This is a genomic window from Burkholderia sp. S-53 (genome assembly GCF_025560745.1).
Lineage (GTDB): Bacteria > Pseudomonadota > Gammaproteobacteria > Burkholderiales > Burkholderiaceae > Burkholderia > Burkholderia pyrrocinia.
In genome coordinates this window covers 333,738-349,314 of sequence record NZ_CP090484.1, presented here as the reverse complement: position 1 = coordinate 349,314, position 15,577 = coordinate 333,738, and the positions used below count along the sequence as shown (strand labels likewise).

Here is a 15,577-nt window from a genome sequence, read left to right as displayed (position 1 = left end):
ACGCAACGAAATGACGATTCTGGTAATGGCGGAACACGACAACGCGTCGCTCAAGGCCGCGACGCTGAATGCCGTGGCAGCAGCGCAGGCGCTTCACGCTGCAGGCGGTGGTGACGTTCATGTGCTGGTCGCGGGACACCATGCGCAAGCAGCAGCCGATGCCGCGGCGAAGATCGCCGGTGTGTCGAAGGTGCTGCTGGCCGACGCGCCGCACCTGGCCGACGGTCTGGCCGAAAACGTCGAAGCGACGACAATGAACATCGCGAAGGGCTACTCGCACATCGTCGCGCCGGCCACGGCGTACGGCAAGAACATCGCGCCGCGCATCGCGGCGAAACTGGACGTCGCACAGATCTCCGAGATCACGGCCGTTGTGTCGGCCGATACGTTCGAGCGGCCGATCTACGCGGGCAACGCGATCGCGACGGTGCAGTCGAGCGATCCGGTCAAGGTCATCACGGTGCGTGCGACGGGTTTCGATCCGGTGGCAGCGGAAGGCGGCAGCGCGGCGGTCGAGAAGATCGACGCGGCGGCCGATACAGGCGTGTCGCGGTTCGTGAGCCGTGAAGTGACGAAGCTGGATCGTCCGGAGCTGACGTCGGCCAGCATCGTCGTGTCGGGCGGCCGTGGCCTCGGCAGCGGCGAGAACTACACGAAGGTGCTGGAGCCGCTGGCCGACAAGCTGCAGGCCGCACTCGGCGCCTCGCGCGCGGCAGTCGACGCGGGCTACGTGCCGAACGACTACCAGGTCGGCCAGACCGGCAAGATCGTTGCGCCGCAGTTGTACATCGCAGTGGGCATCTCGGGTGCGATTCAGCACCTTGCAGGCATGAAGGATTCGAAGGTGATCGTCGCGATCAACAAGGATCCGGAAGCGCCGATCTTCAGCGTGGCCGACTACGGTGTCGTCGGCGACCTGTTCACGCTCGTGCCGGAAGCGGTCGCGGCGCTCTGACGATGCCGCTGTTCGAATTCAACGGGATGCGGCCGCGCGTCGATCCGTCCGCGTATGTCGATCCGAGCGCGGTCGTGATCGGCGACGTGACGATCGGCGCGCGCTGCTACATCGGCCCGCATGCGAGCCTGCGCGGCGACTTCGGCGCGATCGTCGTCGCCGACGGCAGCAACGTGCAGGACGGCTGCGTGCTGCATGTCGGGATCGGCGAGACGTGCCGGCTCGGTGTCAACAGCCATGTCGGCCATGGCGCGATCGTGCATGGCGCGACGCTCGAACCGGACACGATGATCGGAATGAACGCGGTCGTGATGGACGGCGCGACGATCGGCGCGACGACGATCGTCGCCGCGTGCGCGTTCGTGAAGGCCGGGTACGACGTGCCGCGCGGCGTGCTGCTCGCGGGCGTGCCGGGGCGCGTCGTGCGGCCGCTGAGCGACGCGGAGATCGAAGCGAAGGCGAACGGCACGCGGATTTATCAGCAGTTGGCGGCGGATTGCTTGAGGACGATCAGGCGGATCGACGGGTGAGCGGGGCGCCGGCGGACCAGGGTGCGTTGCCCGCGCATCCGGCCCGTCACTCGCGTTCGGGATCGACGATCGGTGCGATCGTGTCGTGCTTCGTCATGCGCGTTCTCCGTTGTTCCGGCGATGTCGCCGGTCGATTGTGCTCGCCGGTCAATCGGGACGATACCGGATCGATTGCGTCATGCATCGCCGTTGGCTTAAGATCGGCGGGAGTTCATCCCACGCCTTCAGCGACAATGAAAACGAGCATACGCCTGCGGGTCGCCGTCATTACCTCCGCCTTTGCGGTCTTCAACGTCTACATGCACGTTGAGCAGTTCATCAGCGGCTGCGTGTGGGTCAGGGGCCAACACCGCTGCAGTTTCGAAAACAGCGCGAATTTCGAAGGCTGGATGGATCTCGACCTGCTGATCACGTGTTGCTGGGTCGCCGCCGCCGTGATGGGCTGGCTGGCCGTCGCTCAGGCGGCGAAGAAACCGGGTTAGCGGTGCGAAACCCGTGTTCGACGGAACGGCCGCGACTTGGCGTTCGATTGGCATGCGATCGAATCGACGCTGTCAATCGGTGACAACGTGTATTCGCTGGTTGGCGGCGAAGCTGTTCCGAATCCATTCGAACCGGGAATGAACTTGCGAGCGGCTGTCGGCGGAAGCGATCATCGCGATCCTCGGCGGCAGAAGCCGGTCAGCACGGCACGCGCGACCCGATCGGACCGGTCGTCGATCGTTGTGCTTGTTCCTTCCTTGCCCGGATAATTGTCCGGCGTCGCGCGCGATGCGCGAGGGGAGGTTTCCATGCAATTTCCGACGGGATCGGTGGTCGCGCTCAGTTCGGCAGCCGCGACGATGTTTTCGATAGGCATGCTGTTTCTCGGCTACTGGGGATTGCACGAGCCGTTGCCCTGGCGGTTCGGCGACTACGTCGTCATCGTGGCCGCGCTGTCGGGTTTCGCATGCCTCGCCAGCGTGCCGTTTCTCGCGACGTCGCCGATGAAGACACCCGACGACGAGTCGCGGATGTTCGTCGCACGGCGCGTATTCCTGTGCGGCGCGAGTGCGGTGTGGTGTGCGATCGTCGCTTCGCTGTTCGTGTGAGATCCGGGTGTGACCACGGTGGCCGGAACCGCTTGCTGCGAGCGGTTCGAAACGTCATGCGTGGGGCCCGAACGCACGGGTTCTACGCGTCGAACCGGGCCACCGTTCCGGCTTTGATTTCCCCGATGCCGTGCACTAGATTCGAAGCGTTCATGTGTCAAAGAGCGCGAGGTGTAGCCATGACCCCATGGGAGATTCAGGGCACCGAAATGATCTGTTGCAATTGCTCATACGGTTGTCCTTGCCAGTTCAATGCGCTGCCGACCTACGGCAATTGCGAAGCGATGGGCGCGATTTCGATCGACAGCGGCCACTACGGCGACGTGGTGCTCGACGGCGTCAGGATCGCGGTCGTGTTTCAGTGGCCGGGGCCGATCCACGAAGGCAAGGGCAAGTGCCAGCCGATCGTCGACGAGCGCGCGAGTCCGGCACAGCGCGAAGCGATTCTGAAGATCATGACCGGTCAGGATACCGATCCATTTGCGACGATGTTCTCGGTATTCGCGTCGACGCTCGAGCACGCGTTCGAGCCGATCTTCACGAAGATCGATTTCGACGTCGATGTCGATGCGCGGCGCGGCCGGATTCACGTCGACGGCGTGTTCGACGTCGCGGGCGATCCGATCCGCAACCCGGTGACGGGCGCCGAGCATCGCGTGCGGATCGACCTGCCGCACGGCTTCGAATACGAGCTTGCCGAGATCGGTTCGGGCACGGGGCGCTCGCAAGGCAACATCGCGTTGAATCTCGACGGAACCTACGCGCAGTTCGCGCGGCTGCACCTGAACAACCACGGGCTGATCCGGCATCGCGCCGCCGCATGACTGCTTTCGACACCTGGCTCGGGCACGAGCGCGTCGTCACGCTGCTCGGCATGGCCGCGCTCGTCGGCGTGTGCTGGTTCTACCTGTGGACGGGCGCGGGAACCGGCATGTCGGCGCTGGAGATGACGACGGTCGCGCTTTTTCCGCATCGGCTGGCGGACGACATGGGCAGCATGGATCCGTCGCTGCCGACCGTGATCGTGATGTGGTGGGTGATGATGATCGCGATGATGACGCCCAGCGCGGCGCCGCTCGTGATGCTCTACCGGCGCGTGCTGCGGCATCACGGCGCGGACGGTTCGGGGGCCGCGTTCACGTCCGCGTCGCTGCTGGCCGGTTATCTGACCGCATGGCTCGCGTTCTCGATCGGCGCAGCGTTGCTTCAGGTGCTGCTGCAGCCGGCCGGGCTGATCTCCGCGATGATGATGTGGTCGAAGAGCGCCGTTCTTTCCGCGGTTGTTCTCGCGCTGGCCGGGCTCTATCAATTCTCGCCGCTGAAACGCGCGTGCCTTCGGCAATGCCGCGCGCCGGCCGGCTTTCTTGTCGCGCACTGGCGTCCGGGCGTCGTCGGCAGTTTCCTGCTCGGTGCACGCCACGGCATGTATTGCGTGGGCTGCTGCTGGTTGCTGATGGCGCTGCTGTTCGTCGGCGGCGTGATGAATGTCGTCTGGATTGCCGCGCTGTCGCTGTTCGTGTTCGCGGAAAAAATCCTGCCGGGCGGCGATCTTGTCGGGCGCGTGCTGGGCGTCGTGCTGATCGCCTGGGCCGGTGTGACGTTGTTCGTTTGAACGGCCAATCCGGGTTCGCCTGTCATCCGCGATACGCGACTTTCACTCGCAACGGAAACGTCTTCGGGGCAACCGGAGACTTTCGATGAGGCGGCGGCATGTGCGAGGTGCCGGGGCCGGAGCAAGCAACGTGCGGTCGCGGCCGGCTTTTCACCATTCATGCTACGTAACGCAGGGCCGATGTTACGTCAGCGTCGCGGGGACGCAAGGGCGGATCGAACGGCAGGGCTGGGCCCGCATGCGATGCGTCGCGCCGGAAAGCGCCGTCGGCAAAGCCGCCGCGGCTCGATTGCAGGATTGTTAACGAAGCCGATGAAGATGGCACGGTAGATGCTTGCTGGAATGATTGCGCTGAATAGCTGACGGGGACTTCCATGCAAAATCATTTCATCAAGGCGAACGTTGCGCTCGCCGCCATTGCTGCGGCGTGTGCGCTGGCAGCGTGCGGCGGCAGCGACGTTACCGCGCCGAAGCTGGCCGGTAACAACATCGGGGCGAGTACGAGTGGCGCGAGCGGGACCAGTGGTACGAGCGGGAGCAGTGGCACGAACGGAACCAGTGGCACGAGCGGGACCAGTGGCACGAGCGGGACCAGTGGCACGAGCGGCACGAGCGGAACCAGCGGCACAAGTGGAACCAGCAGCGGCACCAGCGGAATCGGCGGCACAAGCGGAACCAGCGGCACGCCTGGCACGAACGGCCTCGTCACCTCGGCCGGCTCGGTGGTCACGGACGTGGGCGTCACGATGGCAGGCGCGAGCCTGCCCGGCGGCGTCAGCAGGGGCGTGACGGCAGGGCCGGCCGACGCGGTCATGGGTGTCGGCACGATCGTCCGCGATACGTCGAACGCCGTGAGCAACGGCATCGGTCAGATCGGTTTCGCGTCGAACCCGGTCGGCACGACGGTCGCCGGCCTCGGCACCGTTGTCGGCTCGACCAGCAACCCGGTCAGCGGTCTCGGCGAAACGGTGAAGGCGCTCGGCTCCGGCCCGCTGTCGCCGCTGGCGCCGATCACGACGCCGGTCGGCAGCTTGCTCGATACGGTGGCCGGCGGTCTGACGTCGGGCGGCACCATGCTCGGCTCGGCCCTGTCGTCGGGCCCGGTCCAGCAGGCGACGCAGCCGCTCAGCACGGCGATCACACCGCTCGTGACGACGGCCGGCCAGCTCACGCAACAGGTCGGCACGGCAACCGGCCTCGGCCAGCCGGTTGCCGGCCTGCTCGGGCAAATCGGCGGGGCAATCACGTCGGCCGGATGGAAGGTGACATCCGCGTCGCCGCAGCCGGTCGTTAGCGGTGCCGGCGACCTCGTCCGTGCAGTCGGCAATACGGTGACCAACGTGGGCGGTCTCGTGAACCCGAGCGGCGCGAACGGCGCGGTGCCGATCGCCGGCCTGGTGACGAGCGTGGCCGGCGGTATCCCGGCGACCGTGCACGGCGGCTCCGCGACCGGCCCGGGCGGCACCACGCCGTTGGGCAGTCTCGCCAATCCGCTCGCGCCGGTGACGTCGCTGGTGGGCGGCCTGCTCGGCGGCGCGGTCGGCAAATAACTGATCGGCGCCAACGTCACGGAGGCAACCGGCCGATTGTCTGCGCATTGGTTTCGAGCGACGTGCCGACATCCGCGAAGCGCTTCTTGAACTCGGCTGCTGCATGATCTGCTGGAACACCTTGCAGTGCAGTCAGCAGTCTTCATGAAACCGTCTTTCAGCCCGTCATTGCGGCCGTGCCGCGGCATGCTGCTGCAATGCCTCCAGGTGCCCGATGATCTGATTGGCGATTTCCTTCGCCAACGAATCAACCGCGGTCGTCCCCTCGACCTTCTTCACGACGAACTTCGCTGCAACGACGTACGGATTCCAGCTCGCCACCGTGCCCTGCGCCTTGATCGCATCCTCCACGCCGATGATCGCAAACGGCACATTGGGGTCCGTTGCCGCGTCGGCGATCGTCACCGAGACTTCCGTGTTGGGGCTGCCGTCGCCGGAGCCGCCTTGCAGCAGCGATTGAATGCGGCCGCTCGGGACGCGTGAATAGAAAACGCCGCCGATCAGCCAGCCCGATGCGGGCATCGGCAATGGCTCGCCGGGTGCAAGATAACGCGCGGTGACGCCCGCGTTGCTCAGCTGCTGGACGATGGCCTTCGCCAACGCACCTGCATTCTGGTTAGCCGACCTCCCGTGAGCGGTTGCGCGCAAACGGGTCAGCACACGTCCCGAGTCGTTGCTTTCCTGGACGGCCTGGAAGGCCCGCACGTACATGACCGGTGTGCCAGGCGCGACGTCCGAGCCGCTCGCGGCCGGCTGCTGCGCATGCACGAAACTCGTCGCAAACCAGATGACGAGCGCGGCAAAAGCTGCCTGATTCAGCTTTCTCACGGTTTTCGTTTTTTTCAAGATTGGAACGAGGGCCAGCTTATGGCCGTGGATACGGGACGTCAACCTTGCAATTACCCACAACCTGCGAGAGCGAGTTAATAAGTGTTTTGAGTAAACGATTTTGAAGGTCGAGCATTATGGATACCCGCGCCTGGAGCTGCCGGATGGATTTTTTTCCGTCCTGTTTCAAACACGGCGCTGCAACAATTCGCAGCGCTCGCATGTCTCGATGACGACAAGTTGAGCGATATCCAAGCGGTTCAATGAAAACCCCCAACGGTCGGATCTATGTCCAACGCTTGCGATTCAGTTCACATCGGGCCTTTTTTGAAACCGTCCCTTGGTCGGCCGGCACTGGCCGCCTGAAGTTCTGACCGGGATCTGTCGAACGGCCATCAAAACCCGGCCAGCTACTTGCGGCCGTCATCGAACTTCGACGGCGGCCGGGCCAGCCCGCGCGCCGGCAGCGGCGTCGACATCACGATCGACGTGCGCGTTTCGCCGTACAGGTTGATGCGTTCGATCAGCTGTTCGAGGTGGGTCATGCTGGTGGCGGCGAACCGCATCACATACGAGTCGGCGCCCGTCACGTGATGGCATTCGACGACTTCGGGAATCGTCTCCAGCAACTTGAGGAATTTCGCTTTCGCCGGTTGCGGCACCGTGATGCCGATCAGCGCGCTCACCGGATAGCCGGCCGCGGCCGGATTGATCCGGGCCGTGTAGCCTTCGACGACGCCGGCCGTTTCAAGACGCTTCACGCGTTCGGTCACCGCCGGCACCGACAGGTGAACCTGGCGGGCCAGCTCCGTATAGCTGATGCGGCCGTTGGCCTGTAACAGCGCCAGTACCTTCCAGTCCAGATCGTCCATCGCGGCAGGATTTTTTAAGGAGGAACGGCTATTTTTCCTTAAAAACCGCATTCAGCGGTGACCGGACTTTCCCTACGATGCCTGTTCAACCCGTTGCATGTCGCAAGGAGCAGGCGATGCTGTTCATCAAGTCCGTCGTGATGGGGCTGTCGATCGCTGTGCCGGTCGGCCCGATCGGCATGCTGTGCATTCAACGCAGCCTGAGCCGCGGCTTTCAGGCGGGGTTCGCGACGGGTGTCGGCGCCGCGTGCGCCGACGCGATCTACGGTCTGCTCGGCGCACTGGGCATCGCGGGCATCGTCACCGCATTCCCGATGCTGACCGTCGCCCTGAAGATCGGCGGCGGCGCGTTCCTCGTGTGGCTCGCGTGGAGCATCGCGCGCCAGGCGCCGGCCGCATCGGCGCTGCAACGCGAGTTGCCGCGCACGACCGTCCTGCGCGATTTCCTGACGACGTTCGGCCTCACGCTGTCGAACCCGATGACGATCCTGTCGTTCGTCGGGATTTTCGCGGCGTTGGGCCCGCTGTCGGGCTCGCGGGAAGGCTCGATGTGGCCGGCCGTGGCGCTGATGGTCGCCGGCGTGTTCATCGGTTCCGCGACCTGGTGGCTGTGCCTGAGCAGCGCGACCGCCGCGCTGCGCACGAAGATGTCGTTCGCATTCATGCACGGGCTGTCGCGCGTGTCGGCCGTCGTCATCGCGGCATTCGGCGCGATCCAGCTGGTCGCAGGCGTACGCGGCCTGGTCTAGTCCAGAAGCGGGGCATCGCTTTTCGACCGGATGTCGTCGACAACCGTCCGCAGATGCGCCAGCAGTTCAAGCATCACGGCTTTGCGACAGTACTGGTTCATTCGCGTGCTGACGACGATATCGGTCGGCAGCGTTTCGATCGCCTGTCGGACCGACAACAGATCGTCGGCGAGCCGTACCAGTGCATCGCGATGCCACGTACCCACCGCAACCGCGATCTCGTCCGGCCAGAAACCGAACGCGTCGATGCCGCAGCATGCGGCGACACAATACGTCTCCAGCGCGTCGATCAACGGCATGACCGTCGCCAGATACGGATCGATCGCGACCGCATGCCCCTGGCCGTCCGCCAGATCACCGAATTCGATCCAGCGATCCTGGCCGATGCTGATGTCGTCCTTGTGCGGTTTTCGGTTCATCGTTCGATCCTCGCCGGGCTCAATTCAACGCCCGCAAATGCGCACGCACGAAGCGTGCGATCTCCTGGCTCAATTCCCTATCCTCCGGCGCGCCCATGAACCCGCCATGCGGCATCCCTTCGAACACGTGAAGCTCGGTCGGCACCTGCGCGCGCCGCAATGCGCGATGCAGGCGCACGGCGTTCGACAGGAACAGGTCGCGCGTGCCGCTCTGGATGAACGTCGGCGGAAAGCCGGCGGAAAAGTCGCCGAACAGCGGCGACAGATACGGATGCGCGAGATCGGCGCCGTTCGCGTAGAGCAGGTTGTTCGACATCAGCGACGCGGGCAGCACGACATCGACGAGCCGGTTGGTCTCGAAGCTGTCGCCGGATTCCGTCAGGTCGGCTTCCGGCGACAGCAGCACGAGCGCGGCCGGCAGCGGCAAGCCTTCGTCGCGGGCGCGCAGCACCATCGCGGCGGCGAGATTGCCGCCCGCCGAGCGGCCGCCGATGACGATGTTTTCCGGCGCAAAGCGTTCGAGCACATGCGCATACGCCGCGATGCAATCGTCGAGCGCGGCAGGATACGGATGCTCGGGCGGCAGGCGGTAGTCGACGCCGTAGCATCGAATGCCGAGCCGGTCGGCCTGCATCCGCGCGCCGGCGCGGCACGCGTCGCCGCCGCCGAAGATCAGCGCGCCGCCATGCAGGTCGATATACGCGCATTCGCCGGAAACCGGAGCTTCGGGCGTCGCGACGTGCACGTTCGCATCGCGTGCGCGGATCGTCTCGACGCTCGATCTCAGATACCCGCCGAGCTTCGCGACGGCTGCCGCGTAATGCGCATCGGTGGCCGCTTTGACGCGCATCCACGCGTCGACATCGTCCGGGGCCGGCATCACGTGCAGCGCGTTCAGCGGCACGCCGTCGTCACCGACGAGCCGCTGCAACGCGGTGCGCGCTTCGTCGCTGATCGAGGTCGGGAAGGGAACGACACGGCGCGGCAGCACGACGCCGTCGGGTTTGTCTTTCATCTTTCGATTTCCATTCGGCGTGTCATTCGGCCGACGGCCAGTTGCACAGCATCACGTCCAGCGCATCGAGACTGCGCGCCCACGACGCGTCGGAGTCCGGCGCGCCGTGCGAGAAACCGCCCGCGCTTTCGAGCGTCGCATAGCCCATGAAGAAGCCGCCGAGCAGGCGAATCGCGTGCGCCTGTTCGGCTTCCGGGATGTCGTAGCTGCGCAGCATGGCCGAGGTCATCCTGACGAGTTGCCCACCCGCGCTTTCGGCGGCGCGCTCGGCGCTCACCGGATGGCGCGCGGCCGCAAAGCGGCCGGGATGCGCGCGCGCATAGTCGCGATAGACGTTCGCGAGCGCGGCCAGCGCGTCCTTGCCGGAGCGGCCGGCCAACGCGTCGGTCGCGCGATCGGCCAGTTCCTTCAGCGCGAACAGCGCGATCCGGCTCTTGAGATCGTCGAAACTCGGGATGTGGGAGTAAAGGCTGGCCAGCTTGACGTCGAAGTGCCGCGCGAGCGCCGCGCCGGTGAGGTGCTCGAAGCCGGTTTCATCGGCGAGCTGCGCGCCGGCTTCGACGAGCCTGTCTACGGTAATGCCGGCACGCGCCATGACGAATGCTATGGGTGTTAGTCAAAAAACTAATTCTATTAGTTTTCGTCGTGAAGTCAATTTCCCGCGTGTTGCGGGCGATCGGCATCGCGTCACGCGTCGACGCCGGCCATTCGCCTGAACCGGCTCGGCGCCAAGCCGGTCCAGCGCACGAACGCGCGCCGGAACGCCTCCTCGCCGCCGAAACCGAGATGCGCGGCTATCCGCGCGACCGGCCAGTCCGTCTCTTGCAGGCATCGTCGCGCGGCGTCGGCCAGGCATTGCTCACGCAGCACGTGGTAGCCGCTGCCTTCGGTCGCGAGCCGCCGCCGTAACGTCGCCTCACTGACACCGAGCCACGCGGCCAGCTCCGCGAGTGCCGGCAACGCCTGTTCGTGCGCGAGCGCCGCATCGAGAAAGCCGCGCACCTGCTGCGCCCACGACACGACGGCCGGCGCCGCATCGATCAGACGAAACGGGAAATCGACGAGGAATGCGTCGAGTTCGCCCGGCTGCCGGATCACGCGGCAATCGAGCCGCGCGGCATCGAACGCGAAGCCGTAGGTTTTCCGGCCGACGTGGACCGGCGCGTTGAACAGCCCGAGCAGCGGCACCGCGTCGTCGCGGCGCGGATGGCCGAGCCACACTTCAGCCGGCCGCAGCGGCTGCCCGATCAGCCAGCCGAACAGTTGCAGATAGCAGAACAGCCCCGTCAGGTCGACGAGACACGCGGCCGGGCTGCACGTGCGGCGCAGCGAGTCCATCCGGAACATCGCACGCCCGTCGCGCACCGCAAGCGACAGCGCGCCGGCGCGCGGCGTCAGCATCTCGCAGAATTCGCGCGCGCAACGGATCGCGTCGGCGAGCGTCGCGCAGCTCAGCAGGCAGCGGCACATCAGGTCGACTTCCTGCTTGCGCATCGGCGGATGGCCGTCGCCGCGCGCGACCTGCGCCTCGAGCCGCTCGATCGCGTCGCGGTACAGCGCGACGAAATCGCTCGCCGTGGCCGCGTCTTGCGGCGGTTGCACGTCGCGATCGGCCGGCGGCGCGCCGCTGCGCGTGAGTTCGCTCAGCAGGCGCGCGCCGAAGCCCGGCAGGACGCGGCCGCTGGCCGGCATGGCGCGCTGTTTCATGAGTCTCCCGTTCTGATCGTTGCGACAGGGGCCGGTGAGCGGGCCGGTAGGGGTTCGCGAACCGTCGCCACGCAAGAATGCTATTCACGCCGGCCGCGTTCGGCCTCGCCGGAACGGCGTAGGCCGGCACAACGCAGCTCGCCATGAACGACCCCGAACGACCACGGACGACACGCGAATGATCCAGATCGTAGACGAAATCACGCTCGCACCCGAGCACATTCCCGACGTGCTCGCGCTGTTGCGCGACCGCTACCTGCCGGGCCACGCGGCGCGCGGGCTGACGGCGGCCGGCCGCTGGGTGTCGCCGCCCGTCGCGGTGCCGGGGCAGCCGAGCACGCTATGGCTGACGTGGCACGTCGCCGATGCGCCGGCCTATTACCGGATGCGCGCACTGACCGATGGCGACGTGGTCGCGTTCTGGATGGCCGTCGACGAACTGTGCGACGCGCGCCGCCGTCATGTGATGACGGACGCCGACGCGCCGCTGCCCGCACTGACGGAGGTCGACCATGCGGCATGACACGGCGCAGGTATTCGTTTCGGCGGATCACGATGCCGACGCAGTCGCACACGCGTTGCGCGAAGCCGCGCGCGCGCTGCCCGGCGCAACCCGCGTCGAACTCGCACGCAATCGGGAAGGCTGCTGGGGCGCGGGCGACTACACGCTCGACGTGCTGCGCGACGAACGGGCGGTTGATCGCGCAACGGATTTCGCGGCGCTGGCGCAACTGCCGGGTGTCGTTCGCATCGACGGTGCCGCGTGCCGTGCGATCGGAGGCGGCCTGCGCGAGCCGGCGTTGCGCGATGGCATCTGGCGCACGTTGATGCTGCGTGTACGGCCGCAGGCAAGCGAAGCACGCGTCGTCGCGCTGGAGCACGAGTTGCTGCAGATGCCCGCGTTCATGCGTGGCATCCGCAACTGGCGCCTGAGCCGGATCGACACGCCGGGCGCCTGGACGCACGTGTGGCAACAGGAGTTCGCGCACGTCGGCGATCTGCTCGGCGAATACCTGATGCATCCGTATCACTGGGGCTGGGTCGACCGCCGGTTCGACGCCGAAAGCCCCGACTGGACGGTCGATGCGATTTCGCATGCGTTCTGTCCGCTCGCGTCGAGCCTGCTGGCCGACACGGCGACGTGACGCGCAGCGAACCACACACCAAGCCAACATAAAAACCTGGAGACACGAAGATGCGAGCCCTTTTGATCGACCGCGTCGGGCATTCCGACGCGCTACGGCTGGCCGACGTTCCCGCACCGAAGCCGGGCCCCGGCGACGTGCTGATCCGCGTCGCATACGCGGGCGTCAATCCCGCCGACTGGAAATGCCGCGAAGGTTATCTCGGCGCGTTCATGCAATACACGTTTCCGTTCGTGATCGGTTTCGATGCGGCGGGCGTCGTCGAAGCGGTCGGGGAAGGCGTCGCGGGTTTCGCGCCCGGCATGCGCGTGTTCGCGCAGACCGACGTCGGCGCGGGGCGCTGGGGCGCGTATGCGGAGCTCGCCGCGGTGCGCCACGACTCGGTCGTGCGCCTGCCCGACGCGGTGAGTTTCGCGGAAGCGGCCGCCACGCCGACGCCCGCGCTGGCCGCATGGGCTGGCCTGTTCGACGACGGCGGGCTGCGCTCGGGGCAGACCGTGCTGGTGCACGGCGGCGCGGGCGCGGTCGGTACGTTCGCGATCCAGCTCGCCGCACAGGCCGGCGCGCGCGTCGCGGCGACGTGTTCGGCGCGCAATCGCGATACGGTCGAATCGCTGGGTGCGGAGGCAAGCATCGACTATCGCGCGCAGGACATCGCCGCGGCGGTGCGCGCATGGGCGCCCGGCGGCGTCGACCTCGTGCTCGATGCGGTCGGCGGCGACACGCTGCCTGACGCGCTCGATCTGCTCGCGCCGGGCGGCACGCTCGTGAACATCATGACGCTCGCAGCCGGCGACGCCGAGCGGCTGGCCGCGACGGGCGCTGAAGCCGCTCGGCGCGGGCTGCGCACCGCGATCACGTACAGCCGGATGCCGAGCGGCAACACGCTCGCATCGATCGCCGACCGACTCGGCCGGCGCGCATTGCGCGTGCCGCGCTTCGACAGTTTCCCGCTCGAACAGGCCGCGCGGGCGCTCGATCTCGTTCAAACGGGCGACGCGAAAACCAAGCTGGTGCTGCACGTTGCGGATATCGCGGGCTGAACGGCCCGCACTCAAATCACTGGAGACATCATGACCGACACCCGAACCGCGATCCTCGCGGGCGAGTGCGCACTCGTGACCGGCGCGAGCCGCGGCATTGGCCGCGCGATCGCGCAGCGCCTCGCATCCGAAGGCGCGACCGTCGTCGTGACGGCGCGCAGCCTCACGCAATCGGCCACGACCGCCGGCACGCTCGCCGAAACGGTCGCACTGATCGAACAGGCCGGCGGCCGCGCGATCGCGCTCGCGGCCGACCTGTCGAATGCGGCGGAGCGCGACGCGCTCGTCGCGCGTGCGGCCGACGCGGCCGGCGGTCTCGACATCCTCGTGAACAACGCGGGCGTGGCCGACTACGCGTGCGTCGACGCGATGCCGATGACGATGTTCGACACGACGATCGAGCACTATCTGCGCATTCCGTTCGCGCTTGCGCAGGCTGCGATCCCGCTGATGCGTGCACGCGGCGCCGGCTGGATCGTGAACGTCGGCTCGGTAACGGCGCTGCCGCCGCTGCGGCCGTTCGACGATTTCTCGCGCGTGGGCGGCGCAACCGTCTACGCGGCGGTGAAGGCCGCGCTGTCGCGCTTCACGCAGGGGCTCGCGGCCGAACTGGAAGCCGACGGCATCGCGGTGAATCTCGTCGCGCCGAGCACGGCGATCCGCACGCCGGGCGCGGCGCGCTATATCCCCGAAGGCTATCCGACCGAGGACGTCGCGTATCTCGCCGAAACCGCGCTCGCGCTGTGCAGCCTGCCGGCGCGCGAACGCACCGGCCTCGTCACGCACAGCCTGCATTTCCCGCTCGCGCAGCGTCTTTCCGTGCGTTCGCTCGACGGTCGCACGTCGCTGCCGCCGCCGGTGATTCCCGCGTACGCGCATCCCCACATCGACCCGACAGGACTCTGACATGACGAATTCGATTCGCTTTCACGGCGGCACCGCCGTGATCACCGGCGCGGCCAGCGGCATCGGCAGCGGGCTCGCGCGCCACGCGGCCGCGCTCGGCATGCGCGTCGTGCTGGCCGATCTCGATCCGGCGAAGCTCGACGCGTTCGCCGCGACGCTCGACACCGACGTGCTGTGCGTGCCGACCGACGTCAGCCGCCCCGAAGCCGTCGACGCACTCGCGGAAGCCGCCTGCCGGCGCTTCGGCGGCGTCGACCTGCTGCTCAACAACGCCGGCGTGATGGCGACCGGCTTCAGCTGGGAAATCACGCCGGAACGCTTCGAGCGCAGCTTCGCGATCAACGTGCACGGCGTGCTGAACGGGATCCGCAGCTTCGTGCCGCGGATGCTCGAACGCAACGCGCCGGCGCGGGTCGTGAATACCGCGTCGGTCGGCGGCTTCCTGCCGAGCCCGCTGATGTCGCCTTATTCGGCGACGAAATTCGCGGTGGTCGCACTGACCGAATCGCTGTATGGAGAACTGAAGATGCTCGGCGCGCCGGTCGGCGTGTCGCTGCTCGCACCGGGCCCCGTGCAGTCGGGCATCTTCAACGATCCGTTCGGCGCCGCGCACGACCGGCCCGAGGTGCGCGGCTTCGTCGATACGATGCGCTCGATGCTGAACGCGCACGGGCTCACGCCCGACGCATTCGCCGAGCGGGTGTTCGACGGCATCCGCGCAGGGCGCTACTGGCTGATTCCGCAGCCGGAGACGATCGACGGCGCGCTGCAGCGGCGCACCGACGACATCCTCGCCGCGCGCGATCCGTCATTGCCGTCGTTCTGACAACGACGACCGGCGCGCCGTTACATGCGGGTGCCGGTGTACGTGCGGCCGCTCGGGTCGCCGCCGCGGTCGGGCGGCGTATTGTTCTGATCGATCTTCGCGAGCACGAAGCCGGCGGGCGGCAACGTGCCGGGCGAACGGTGGGTCGCCTGCGCGACGGCGTCGCGCGGTGATGCGGTGGCGGGAAAACCGGATGACGTAACGCCCGGTTGAGCGAACGCCGAAAGGGAAGCGGCCGCCAGGACGGCGGCGACGATGGCGTGCGTGTTCATGGTGACTCCTTCACGACTGACTGCGGGACAACGTAATCAGTCTAGGGCGCGAAACTT

At 67.0% G+C, this 15,577-nt stretch carries 20 protein-coding genes and 1 pseudogene; 14 read left to right on the top strand and 7 right to left on the bottom strand.

The annotated features are described in order from the left end of the window. Nucleotides 1-10 precede the first annotated feature (10 nt). The 8 genes and pseudogenes from LXM88_RS23725 to LXM88_RS23690 all read left to right on the top strand — a co-directional run. Entirely contained in the window at nt 11-955 is a 945-nt protein-coding gene (locus tag LXM88_RS23725) for an electron transfer flavoprotein subunit alpha/FixB family protein (protein ID WP_262544820.1), read from the top strand. 2 nt (nt 956-957) lie between these two features. Continuing rightward, entirely contained in the window at nt 958-1,485 is a 528-nt protein-coding gene (locus tag LXM88_RS23720; protein ID WP_262544819.1) for an acyltransferase, read from the top strand. A 233-nt stretch (nt 1,486-1,718) separates the two neighbouring features. Beyond that, nucleotides 1,719-1,967 (top strand): hypothetical protein, encoded by a 249-nt coding sequence (locus tag LXM88_RS23715; RefSeq protein ID WP_262544818.1) that lies wholly within the window; start codon nt 1,719-1,721, stop codon nt 1,965-1,967. Nucleotides 1,968-2,276: 309 nt separating this feature from the next. Next, nucleotides 2,277-2,576, top strand: a complete 300-nt coding sequence (locus tag LXM88_RS23710) for a hypothetical protein (RefSeq protein ID WP_262544817.1) — start codon at nt 2,277-2,279, stop codon at nt 2,574-2,576. Nucleotides 2,577-2,755: 179 nt separating this feature from the next. Then, entirely contained in the window at nt 2,756-3,400 is a 645-nt protein-coding gene (locus LXM88_RS23705) for a DUF1326 domain-containing protein (RefSeq protein ID WP_262544816.1), read from the top strand. Beyond that, nucleotides 3,397-4,188 (top strand): DUF2182 domain-containing protein, encoded by a 792-nt coding sequence (locus LXM88_RS23700; RefSeq protein ID WP_262544815.1) that lies wholly within the window; start codon nt 3,397-3,399, stop codon nt 4,186-4,188. Before LXM88_RS23705 ends, LXM88_RS23700 begins: the two co-directional genes overlap by 4 nt. Before the next feature lie 374 nt (nt 4,189-4,562). Continuing rightward, entirely contained in the window at nt 4,563-5,738 is a 1,176-nt protein-coding gene (locus tag LXM88_RS23695; RefSeq protein ID WP_262544814.1) for a collagen-like triple helix repeat-containing protein, read from the top strand. 40 nt (nt 5,739-5,778) lie between these two features. Next, nucleotides 5,779-5,886 (top strand): annotated as a pseudogene (locus tag LXM88_RS23690) (IS5/IS1182 family transposase); the annotation flags it as partial. Nucleotides 5,887-5,903: 17 nt separating this feature from the next. Here the strand turns inward: LXM88_RS23690 and LXM88_RS23685 are convergent. Both LXM88_RS23685 and LXM88_RS23680 read right to left on the bottom strand, forming a co-directional pair. After that, entirely contained in the window at nt 5,904-6,566 is a 663-nt protein-coding gene (locus LXM88_RS23685) for a DUF4410 domain-containing protein (RefSeq protein WP_262544813.1), read from the bottom strand. Between the two features lie 410 nt (nt 6,567-6,976). Continuing rightward, nucleotides 6,977-7,438, bottom strand: a complete 462-nt coding sequence (locus tag LXM88_RS23680) for an Lrp/AsnC family transcriptional regulator (RefSeq protein WP_262544812.1) — start codon at nt 7,436-7,438, stop codon at nt 6,977-6,979. A 116-nt stretch (nt 7,439-7,554) separates the two neighbouring features. Between LXM88_RS23680 and LXM88_RS23675 the strand changes: the two genes are divergently transcribed. Continuing rightward, a complete protein-coding gene (locus LXM88_RS23675) occupies nt 7,555-8,187 on the top strand; it encodes a LysE family translocator (protein WP_262544811.1) in 633 nt (210 codons plus the stop codon). On the opposite strand, the gene LXM88_RS23670 is transcribed toward LXM88_RS23675, so the two are convergent. The 4 genes from LXM88_RS23670 to LXM88_RS23655 all read right to left on the bottom strand — a co-directional run bounded on the left by LXM88_RS23670 (nt 8,184) and on the right by LXM88_RS23655 (nt 11,328). Continuing rightward, on the bottom strand, nt 8,184-8,606 hold the full coding sequence (locus LXM88_RS23670; RefSeq protein ID WP_262544810.1) for a DUF6331 family protein: 423 nt from the start codon (nt 8,604-8,606) through the stop codon (nt 8,184-8,186). The genes LXM88_RS23675 and LXM88_RS23670 overlap by 4 nt on opposite strands. A gap of 19 nt (nt 8,607-8,625) precedes the next feature. Beyond that, nucleotides 8,626-9,621: an alpha/beta hydrolase gene (locus LXM88_RS23665; protein ID WP_262544809.1), complete on the bottom strand. Its 996-nt coding sequence runs from the start codon at nt 9,619-9,621 to the stop codon at nt 8,626-8,628. 22 nt (nt 9,622-9,643) lie between these two features. Beyond that, entirely contained in the window at nt 9,644-10,216 is a 573-nt protein-coding gene (locus tag LXM88_RS23660; protein WP_262544808.1) for a TetR/AcrR family transcriptional regulator, read from the bottom strand. Between the two features lie 92 nt (nt 10,217-10,308). Further along, complete coding sequence (locus LXM88_RS23655) at nt 10,309-11,328, bottom strand: AraC family transcriptional regulator (RefSeq protein WP_262544807.1); 1,020 nt, start codon at nt 11,326-11,328, stop codon at nt 10,309-10,311. A 178-nt stretch (nt 11,329-11,506) separates the two neighbouring features. Between LXM88_RS23655 and LXM88_RS23650 the strand changes: the two genes are divergently transcribed. Genes LXM88_RS23650 through LXM88_RS23630 form a run of 5 tightly spaced genes read left to right on the top strand, consistent with a single transcriptional unit; the run spans nt 11,507 to nt 15,248 of the window. After that, complete coding sequence (locus tag LXM88_RS23650) at nt 11,507-11,851, top strand: hypothetical protein (protein ID WP_262544806.1); 345 nt, start codon at nt 11,507-11,509, stop codon at nt 11,849-11,851. Beyond that, complete coding sequence (locus LXM88_RS23645) at nt 11,841-12,473, top strand: Dabb family protein (protein WP_262544804.1); 633 nt, start codon at nt 11,841-11,843, stop codon at nt 12,471-12,473. The genes LXM88_RS23650 and LXM88_RS23645 overlap by 11 nt, the downstream gene beginning before the upstream one ends. A gap of 50 nt (nt 12,474-12,523) precedes the next feature. Then, entirely contained in the window at nt 12,524-13,516 is a 993-nt protein-coding gene (locus tag LXM88_RS23640) for an NADP-dependent oxidoreductase (RefSeq protein WP_262544802.1), read from the top strand. A gap of 30 nt (nt 13,517-13,546) precedes the next feature. Beyond that, nucleotides 13,547-14,422, top strand: coding sequence for an SDR family NAD(P)-dependent oxidoreductase (locus LXM88_RS23635; RefSeq protein ID WP_262544801.1), 876 nt, complete (start codon nt 13,547-13,549; stop codon nt 14,420-14,422). Between the two features lies 1 nt (nt 14,423). Then, a complete protein-coding gene (locus LXM88_RS23630; protein WP_262544799.1) occupies nt 14,424-15,248 on the top strand; it encodes an SDR family NAD(P)-dependent oxidoreductase in 825 nt (274 codons plus the stop codon). A gap of 20 nt (nt 15,249-15,268) precedes the next feature. Here LXM88_RS23630 and LXM88_RS23625 read toward each other — a convergent pair whose 3' ends face one another. Then, nucleotides 15,269-15,520, bottom strand: a complete 252-nt coding sequence (locus LXM88_RS23625; RefSeq protein WP_262544798.1) for a hypothetical protein — start codon at nt 15,518-15,520, stop codon at nt 15,269-15,271. Nucleotides 15,521-15,577: the final 57 nt, after the last annotated feature.

Bases quoted from the DNA above. Each gene is read 5' to 3' on its own strand.
- LXM88_RS23725 (WP_262544820.1), top strand. From the start codon at position 11: ATGACGATTCTGGTAATGGCGGAACACGACAACGCGTCGCTCAAGGCC.
- LXM88_RS23720 (WP_262544819.1), top strand. From the start codon at position 958: ATGCCGCTGTTCGAATTCAACGGGATGCGGCCGCGCGTCGATCCGTCC.
- LXM88_RS23715 (WP_262544818.1), top strand. From the start codon at position 1,719: ATGAAAACGAGCATACGCCTGCGGGTCGCCGTCATTACCTCCGCCTTT.
- LXM88_RS23710 (WP_262544817.1), top strand. From the start codon at position 2,277: ATGCAATTTCCGACGGGATCGGTGGTCGCGCTCAGTTCGGCAGCCGCG.
- LXM88_RS23705 (WP_262544816.1), top strand. From the start codon at position 2,756: ATGACCCCATGGGAGATTCAGGGCACCGAAATGATCTGTTGCAATTGC.
- LXM88_RS23700 (WP_262544815.1), top strand. From the start codon at position 3,397: ATGACTGCTTTCGACACCTGGCTCGGGCACGAGCGCGTCGTCACGCTG.
- LXM88_RS23695 (WP_262544814.1), top strand. From the start codon at position 4,563: ATGCAAAATCATTTCATCAAGGCGAACGTTGCGCTCGCCGCCATTGCT.
- LXM88_RS23680 (WP_262544812.1), bottom strand. From the start codon at position 7,438: ATGGACGATCTGGACTGGAAGGTACTGGCGCTGTTACAGGCCAACGGC.
- LXM88_RS23675 (WP_262544811.1), top strand. From the start codon at position 7,555: ATGCTGTTCATCAAGTCCGTCGTGATGGGGCTGTCGATCGCTGTGCCG.
- LXM88_RS23670 (WP_262544810.1), bottom strand. From the start codon at position 8,606: ATGAACCGAAAACCGCACAAGGACGACATCAGCATCGGCCAGGATCGC.
- LXM88_RS23665 (WP_262544809.1), bottom strand. From the start codon at position 9,621: ATGAAAGACAAACCCGACGGCGTCGTGCTGCCGCGCCGTGTCGTTCCC.
- LXM88_RS23660 (WP_262544808.1), bottom strand. From the start codon at position 10,216: ATGGCGCGTGCCGGCATTACCGTAGACAGGCTCGTCGAAGCCGGCGCG.
- LXM88_RS23655 (WP_262544807.1), bottom strand. From the start codon at position 11,328: ATGAAACAGCGCGCCATGCCGGCCAGCGGCCGCGTCCTGCCGGGCTTC.
- LXM88_RS23650 (WP_262544806.1), top strand. From the start codon at position 11,507: ATGATCCAGATCGTAGACGAAATCACGCTCGCACCCGAGCACATTCCC.
- LXM88_RS23645 (WP_262544804.1), top strand. From the start codon at position 11,841: ATGCGGCATGACACGGCGCAGGTATTCGTTTCGGCGGATCACGATGCC.
- LXM88_RS23640 (WP_262544802.1), top strand. From the start codon at position 12,524: ATGCGAGCCCTTTTGATCGACCGCGTCGGGCATTCCGACGCGCTACGG.
- LXM88_RS23635 (WP_262544801.1), top strand. From the start codon at position 13,547: ATGACCGACACCCGAACCGCGATCCTCGCGGGCGAGTGCGCACTCGTG.
- LXM88_RS23630 (WP_262544799.1), top strand. From the start codon at position 14,424: ATGACGAATTCGATTCGCTTTCACGGCGGCACCGCCGTGATCACCGGC.
- LXM88_RS23625 (WP_262544798.1), bottom strand. From the start codon at position 15,520: ATGAACACGCACGCCATCGTCGCCGCCGTCCTGGCGGCCGCTTCCCTT.